Below are 7,317 nucleotides of genomic sequence, written 5' to 3'. Positions count from 1 at the left end.
ACTAAGGTCAAGGCGCATGATTGAGTAATAGCCGGCTATTGCGATTGAATGCAACGCAGATATTAGTCATTTAAACCAGTAAAAACGATCAGTTACTTAGGCGGATTGGTATAACCACCAACCCAGTGATTTTTCTTGATTGAAGGGGTTAGCCTCTCTTTATATAAATGAAAACACGCAGGACTAAAGTCCCACTTCCCAAAAGCAAGCTAATTATTCCTCGGAAGTGGGAGCGAATTGAACGTCAGTTCAATCTTATGAGCGGGTAAGCTCTGCAAACCCTTTTTTTAGTCCTGCCTTTTGATGATTGAATTAACAAATGACGAGAAAGTGAACTCATTCTGTTTGCTTTAGACCCGTTTTCCCTGCTAAATGCGTTCTTTCAGAAAGAGTTCATTTAAGAATAAGCAAATTATTTAGGCCCTTCGGGAAACATGAATTGTTTAAATGCTTTATTCCACTCATACTTAAATTCAACACCCCGTGGGAAATGATCACATTGGCCATTATAACTTCCACCTTTGATTCCATGTTTAAAGGCATTATCGATCTTACAAAATGATTCGAGGCCTTTAGCAAATCCAGTTTGAAAAAGTAAAAATGATGCTGTAGTTAAATCAGCCCCTGCGTATTGCTCATTAAATGCCAGTTCATTGACCAGAACATCACCACGCATAGCGACCCTTTCACCTAATTTAGACCAGTCTGTACTTTTATCTGCTACACCACTCACGCAAGCAGATAATATAAAACAGAGCATGCCGACAAAAATTAATTTCATTTTTTTCTCCTAAAATTAAAAAAGGGTTGATAGGAAAACCTATCAACCCTGATATTGTTTCTAACATTGAACTATTTGATTGTAAATGGCACAACAAGTGTCACTTTTAAATCTGTTTCATCTTGGAATGCATTGGTGTAGCCAGTCCAGTTATCAGCATTTGAGTCATTGGTGTAGTCTGTGTAGTACATGCCCATGTTCGCACCTTTAAGGGTACCCGTTTGGAATGCATAATTTAAGAACACACTATAAGAGTATTCAACTAGTTCATCATAGCTGTCATCTTTCGCGCCAAATGCATATACACCATTAACACCGGCACTGAAACCTGTGGCACCCATATCAGAGAAGTCACGCTCAACAGAACCGAAGAATGCCATTTGACCATCATGGTTAAAGTCAGAGCGATTATTCCACCAAATATCATAAGCACCGCCTGAAGAACCGTAAACTTCAGTTAAGCGATAAGCCAGGTTACCGACGTCATTTTCATTCGACTCAGCGGCTGTGTATGTTGCTTCAGCGCGGAATGAATATTGACCTTTACTCATTGCAGTTAATAATGCAAGTTGGTAAGCCGTAGAATCGTATTGATCTTCATCATCAACTACGTATAGTTGTGGTGAAATATAGATGCCACCTGCCGTTGTATATTTTACTTTTGCATGGAAGTTTTGACGTGGGCCATCGCTTAGACCAGCGTAAGCGATATCTAACGATAATGTATCAGTAATACTGTAAATACCACCGATAGAGTATGCGGTACCCGCATCATTATTTTCTCCGTCACGGAATCCGTAACTGTCTTTAAACCAAGGTGCACGATATTCATCAGCCACTACCACACCAAACTTAAAGTCACCCACATTTAGCCCAACTTCGCCACCCGTATAAGTACCGGCTGCAAATGACCAGTTTACCCCCATTGCAGAGGGCACAGAAGGTTGGAACCAACCCGCTTTAGCAGTGACCATTTCCCCAAATTTAAATTTCGCGGCCGCTGTTTGAATTTGCCCGCCATTTTCATTACAGTCAGAGTCCCATGTACCACTACAGCCACTTTCTGATGTAGGGTTCATATCATATGGGTTATCAACACCCCAGAAATTCATTTCATGATCGGGGGATGCGTTTTGCCACATATCAAAGGTAGTAAAAACATTTAAATCAAGGCCCACCGTATCAGCAATATAACCGGAATTAAAGTTTACTGTGAGATACAAAGAACCATGGTCTAGATTAGGAGTTTCAGCTTTATCGTTACCATTCTCATCGACGCCACCACGTGTACGATTACGCATCCAAACACCAATCGCACCAGAAACAGTTGAGTCTTCAAAAAAAGCATTCACAGAAGAAGCAAATTCAGGGCCGGTATTGTCCCCTGCAATGGCAGTCATTGGGAGTGCAAAAGATGCAGCAGCAACAGCTAACGCTAATGTTGTTTTCTTAAACATATCTATATTCCTTAACATTTTCTTATTGATAGGTTTTAATTCTTCCATAAATTCCATGTCTAAATTCGTTTATCTCCCTATAGATAAAATGACACAAAACCTGAATTGTTTTATTAGTTAGACCTTTGAGTACCACTCAAATTGCCACTAAAAACAGAATAACCTTTCTGTGGTTAATGATTATACGGGGCATTATTAGCCATTCAATAAAAGTGCACAGCGACATGACTGTTTGGTGATGGGTATCACAGGCAAGAGGAAGAAATGAGATCTTAAGCACGTAAAAATTCAGATTTAATTTTTTACATCCATAAATTCAATGAGTTATAATCAACACTACTTAAAATAATTATTAAAAAAACAGCATTCTAATGTACTTTCATGCAAGCTAATCTTAGATATCGTGGCATAATCTATCGTTAATTGAGTCGCATATTGAAAAGGGATGTGCAAACAGTGGCAAAGAAGCGCGCGGATAACACCGGCATGCGCGACCAATAATAGCTTTTGAGGTTTATCAGCTTGTTGCATGACTTGAATAAGCTCAGACCATGTATCGACAACACGCTGATAGAACTGCGATGGGGTCTCTCCATTAGGAAATTGAAAATTTAAACGGTCTTCATTCCACGCATCTATTTTATCACGCGGAATATCATCCCACTTCACCCCCTCCCAATCACCAAAATTAATCTCTTTGAAATTATCTTTATAAATAACAGTCGTATTAATATGTTGTTTAGCAAGATCCTCCGCCAGCAAGGCACAGCGTTGCAAAGGGCTACTATAAATAGCAGTGATCTTTTTATGGTTAAAATAGTTGCTGATTTTTGCAAGTTGTTGGGAGTACCCTTCTGCGACAGCACAATCAAGTTGTCCGTAACACGTACCTTGTTTGATTAAAGGCTTAGTATGGCGGATCAAGTAGATATCAAGTTTATGACTCATGTTGTCAGCATCACGATTAATAGTAAAAAGATAACAACCTCTAAAGTTTGTTGTGCAAAACCTAAACAGTCCCCTGTATATCCTCCCAGATTTTTCATAAATAGGCATCGTAATAGATAGGTAATAAGTGTCACTACCATAATAAGCAAACAAGCAGTTAGCACAGGAAAAAATAATAAAGCGGGTAAAATAGATAAGGAGGCGAAGAGAAAGTAGGAGCGATTAAGTTTTGTAGACAACCCTTGTACCTTTCCGCCATTCTCCAGACGTACATAATGCATGGTTTGCATTAGGCAAAGTGCACCGTAACGGCTTAACACCTGTCCAATAAGTAATACCATAAAAAAAGTGGCCAAACCAACGTCAGCTAACGCGATTAATAAGTTAAATTTTAATAGAAAGAGCATGATTAAACCAATGCCCCCATAACTACCAATTTGGCTATCTTTCATTATTTTTAATCGTTGGCTTGCATCATAACCACCACCAAAACCATCACAGCAGTCTGCAAAACCATCTTCGTGTAACGCCCCTGTTAATAGTAGCGAGGAGATCAATATTAAAATAACACTGATCGGTATAGGGAAAAGTAATTGGCAAAGGTAAAAAAAGCTAACCATCAACAGCGCAACAATCGCCCCTATCATCGGAAAATAGGCATTCGCTTTATGAAATTGACGATTATCGAAGATGACCCAATGAGGCGTCGGTAAACGCGTGAAATAAGAGAGTGCATAAAAGAAAAATATTAACTGTTGTTTTAATTTTTTCAAAATTTCACATAACGTCCCCCTTTTAAAAATGTCACTCACTTTCTGAAATACCCGCATCAGTAAATGAAGCCATCTCATTAAAAAAGCTAACAGCAGAAACGATTAATGGATAAGCCACCGCGACCCCCGAGCCTTCTCCTAAACGCAATCCGAGATTCAACAACGGTTGAACCCCCATGTGTTCGAGTAAAAGCTGATGCGCTTGCTCATTTGATTGGTGACAAAACTGCGTATAATCTAAAAAGTTTTTTTCTATCTTACTTGCGACGAGCGCGGCCACAGAGCAGATAAAACCATCCACCAGCACTAACATAGAAAGCTCAGCAGCTTTTAACATCGCACCAACCATCATCGCAATTTCAAACCCACCCACTTTTTGTAATATCTCTAAAGGAGAGCTGTTTTTTAATTGATGCAAGGTAATCGCTTGGTCAATTACCTGTGCTTTGAAACGAACACCTTGCTTATCAAGGCCCGTTCCTTTACCCGCACAAACTTTACCCGATAGCTTTAATAGCGAAGCCATAATAGCAGCTGCAGACGTTGTATTAGCAATGCCCATCTCGCCAAAACCGATAACATTACAGCCTGCATCAAATTTATTTTTAACAAATTCAGCACCCTGTTCTAATGCTTGCTGACATTGCGACTCACTCATTGCTTCTGTTTTTAAAAAGTTATTGGTCCCTTTTGCTATCGGTTTATTAATAAATTTTTCATGTTCGATATCAAAATCAGCACAAACACCTGCATTCACAATGTTCAAATCTAAACCATGTTGCCGAGAAAAACAGTTAATAGCGGCCCCTCCCGCTAGAAAATTTAACACCATTTGCTCGGTAACCGCTTTGGGGAACAAACTGACCCCTTCATCTGCAATACCATGATCGGCAGCAAAAATAACCACACAAGGCTTGTTCAATGAAGGCGACAAACTGTGCTGAATTTTAGCGACTTTTCCAGCAAGTAACTCTAACATCCCCAAGCTCCCTTGAGGTTTAGTTTTTAAGTCAATGATTTGTTGGACGTCATTAATAAATGAATGAGGTAACAGCTTAGTGAGTGAGTTAATTACAAACACAATGAATCCTTTTAAAATAAGTAATAATAATATTCTGGCAGTAACGAGAAAAACGTCTAAAATTCAAACTAAGATTGATATTCTATAACAGCAAGACGTGAAATTAATCACAAACTACAACAAAACTATATAAAGATCACTATTACAATCTTAGAATACAACCATAATGATTAGCTGAGTTGCTTTTCTATTAACTCAACTTCCTAGGCAACCTGTTTTTTATGATTTTATGCCTGTTTCTCAGTTTTCAATAACATTTTCGAGATAGATTTATGAATGATGATGATCTTCTGTTTATAGAAGATGATATAACCACCGTTGACGATCCGCTTTCTTTACATCTTTCCCCCTGGAAGGTGTTAATCGTTGATGATGATGAAGAAGTACATGCGGTCACCAAACTGGTCCTTTCAAATTTTGAGTGGGATGATACCCCATTGCATTTTCTGAGTGCTTATTCCGCTTATGAAGCTGAACAACTGTTTTTAGAGCATGACGATATTGCAGTTGCACTGATTGATGTGGTGATGGAAACCGATGATGCGGGTTTGCGCTTAATCGAAACAATACGCAATGAGTTTAATAACAAAGCCACGCGTATTGTGTTACGTACGGGGCAACCTGGGCAGGCACCAGAGCGTAAAATAATTCGTGAATACGAGATATCAGATTACAAAAATAAAACAGAACTGAGTGGCATTAAGCTAGATACTTTAATGTGTACCACACTGCGCTCTTACCAAAACATTGTAAGCCTCAAGAAAAGTAAAAAAGGATTAGAACTGGTTATTGAATCCTCTAGTGCACTATTTGATGCAGTCACTTATGAGTCTTTAGTGGATGAAACCATTAATTACCTCACCAAGCTCGTTAAACAGTGCACACAAACACCGACATATAATCTTTCTGCATTAGGCATCTACTGTGATCCTGAAGTTTTCCAACTACTTGAAGCACGTGGGGAGTTCTCACACCTCTGCGAACTGGATGATATAGACAAGCTACCAGACCCCGCTTCTATTCTTATTTCACAAAGCATTGCTCAGCAACGTAATATCTATACTGAAAACTCATTTGTATTAAATATGCAGAGTAGCTCTGCGAAAATGGTAATTTTCTACTTTGAAGGCTTCCCCCCCCTTTCCAAGCAAGATATTTCACTCATAGAGCTTTTTGCAAGCAATACTAAAACCTCATTTGATAATGAAGAGTTACGCCATGAGCTTGATGAAGGACAGCGTGAGATTGTTTATTTACTCGGAGAAGCAATTGAACGTAAGTCTAAAGAGACAGGTAACCATATTCGCCGTGTTGCTGAAATCACCCGTATTTTAGCACTTGAATTGGGGTACAGCGTCCCTGAATCTGAGAAGATAAAATCAGCCTCTCCATTGCATGACTTAGGAAAAATAGGTGTGCCCGACCATATTTTGCATAAACCCGGCTCACTCAATCCTGAAGAGTGGAAAATTATGCAAACTCACGTAGAGATTGGTTATGAGCTAGTACGTTACTCTAACCAAGATATCTTAAAATACGCAGCATTAATTGCATATCAACACCATGAGAAATGGGATGGCACGGGCTATCCAAATGGTTTGAAAGGTGAAGAAATAGATTTAGTGGGTCGTATTGCCTCATTAGCGGATGTATTTGATGCACTGGCACATGATCGCTGTTACAAAAAGGCTTGGCCAATGGATGAAGTGGTTCAATTTATTGATGATCAAGAAGGGTTACATTTTGATCCACTGGTTGTAGCTGCCTTTAGGAAACACAAAAATCAAATCATCGCGGTCAATGACCGCTATAAAGATGTATTTAACTAAGGATTGGCTTCAAAATTACTTGCGATTTTGTTTTAAAATAGCCAGTCATCTAGGGCTTTTTGGAAACAATTTATCGCAAGTTATTTTGTAACGATCCCTAAGGCTGATATCACGAGTAAAAAATTCAACAAATAATTAACCACGAAGGAACAGGAATGATAAAGATACAATTTTTGTAACTACTCAGGTCGTCGCCATTTAAGCCTATTTCATCGTTGAAAAATGCTCATTTAAACCACTAAACTGCGCTTTTTCGCCTTGAACTAAGCATAACTGGCTTAGCCCTGAGCATTTACAGTCTATTTTTTATAAAAACACCTCTAATTTTAAGGGGTGCTGAGTAGTTACCAATTTTCTTGTTAATGTTTTCTTCGTTTTTCTGTGCCGCGTAGCGACTTCGTGGTTATACTTTTATAAACGGTAATCTGTTTGCACTAATATCTCTTAG

6 protein-coding genes are annotated in these 7,317 nt (G+C 38.8%); 1 reads left to right on the top strand and 5 read right to left on the bottom strand.

Features of this window, described 5'->3' with window-relative positions; genetic code table 11:
- Nucleotides 1-412 precede the first annotated feature (412 nt).
- The 5 genes from G322_RS0115990 to cobT form a co-directional block, all read right to left on the bottom strand.
- Nucleotides 413-781, bottom strand: coding sequence for a DUF2799 domain-containing protein (locus G322_RS0115990; RefSeq protein ID WP_022942728.1), 369 nt, complete (start codon nucleotides 779-781; stop codon nucleotides 413-415).
- A 71-nt stretch (nucleotides 782-852) separates the two neighbouring features.
- Nucleotides 853-2,238, bottom strand: coding sequence for a hypothetical protein (locus G322_RS0115985; RefSeq protein WP_022942727.1), 1,386 nt, complete (start codon nucleotides 2,236-2,238; stop codon nucleotides 853-855).
- A 336-nt stretch (nucleotides 2,239-2,574) separates the two neighbouring features.
- Nucleotides 2,575-3,186 carry an alpha-ribazole phosphatase gene (gene cobC / locus G322_RS21095; RefSeq protein ID WP_022942726.1) on the bottom strand — a complete coding sequence of 204 codons (612 nt, stop codon included), beginning with the start codon at nucleotides 3,184-3,186 and terminating at the stop codon, nucleotides 2,575-2,577.
- Nucleotides 3,183-3,959 (bottom strand): adenosylcobinamide-GDP ribazoletransferase, encoded by a 777-nt coding sequence (locus G322_RS0115975; protein WP_022942725.1) that lies wholly within the window; start codon nucleotides 3,957-3,959, stop codon nucleotides 3,183-3,185. Before G322_RS0115975 ends, cobC begins: the two co-directional genes overlap by 4 nt.
- Nucleotides 3,960-3,990: 31 nt before the next feature.
- Entirely contained in the window at nucleotides 3,991-5,040 is a 1,050-nt protein-coding gene (gene cobT / locus G322_RS0115970) for a nicotinate-nucleotide--dimethylbenzimidazole phosphoribosyltransferase (RefSeq protein ID WP_022942724.1), read from the bottom strand.
- Between the two features lie 272 nt (nucleotides 5,041-5,312).
- Here cobT and G322_RS0115965 point away from each other — a divergent pair, with 272 nt between their 5' ends.
- Nucleotides 5,313-6,869: a response regulator gene (locus tag G322_RS0115965; protein ID WP_022942723.1), complete on the top strand. Its 1,557-nt coding sequence runs from the start codon at nucleotides 5,313-5,315 to the stop codon at nucleotides 6,867-6,869.
- The last annotated feature ends 448 nt before the right edge of the window (nucleotides 6,870-7,317 follow it).

This window comes from Psychromonas hadalis ATCC BAA-638, assembly GCF_000420245.1.
In the GTDB taxonomy this organism is placed as follows: domain Bacteria; phylum Pseudomonadota; class Gammaproteobacteria; order Enterobacterales; family Psychromonadaceae; genus Psychromonas; species Psychromonas hadalis.
This window is presented reverse-complemented; position numbering and strand designations above follow the sequence as displayed.

What these genes read in the sequence shown, in the direction of transcription:
- G322_RS0115990 (WP_022942728.1), bottom strand. Translation starts at nt 781, where the DNA reads ATGAAATTAATTTTTGTCGGCATGCTCTGTTTTATATTATCTGCTTGC.
- G322_RS0115985 (WP_022942727.1), bottom strand. Translation starts at nt 2,238, where the DNA reads ATGTTTAAGAAAACAACATTAGCGTTAGCTGTTGCTGCTGCATCTTTT.
- cobC (WP_022942726.1), bottom strand. Translation starts at nt 3,186, where the DNA reads ATGAGTCATAAACTTGATATCTACTTGATCCGCCATACTAAGCCTTTA.
- G322_RS0115965 (WP_022942723.1), top strand. Translation starts at nt 5,313, where the DNA reads ATGAATGATGATGATCTTCTGTTTATAGAAGATGATATAACCACCGTT.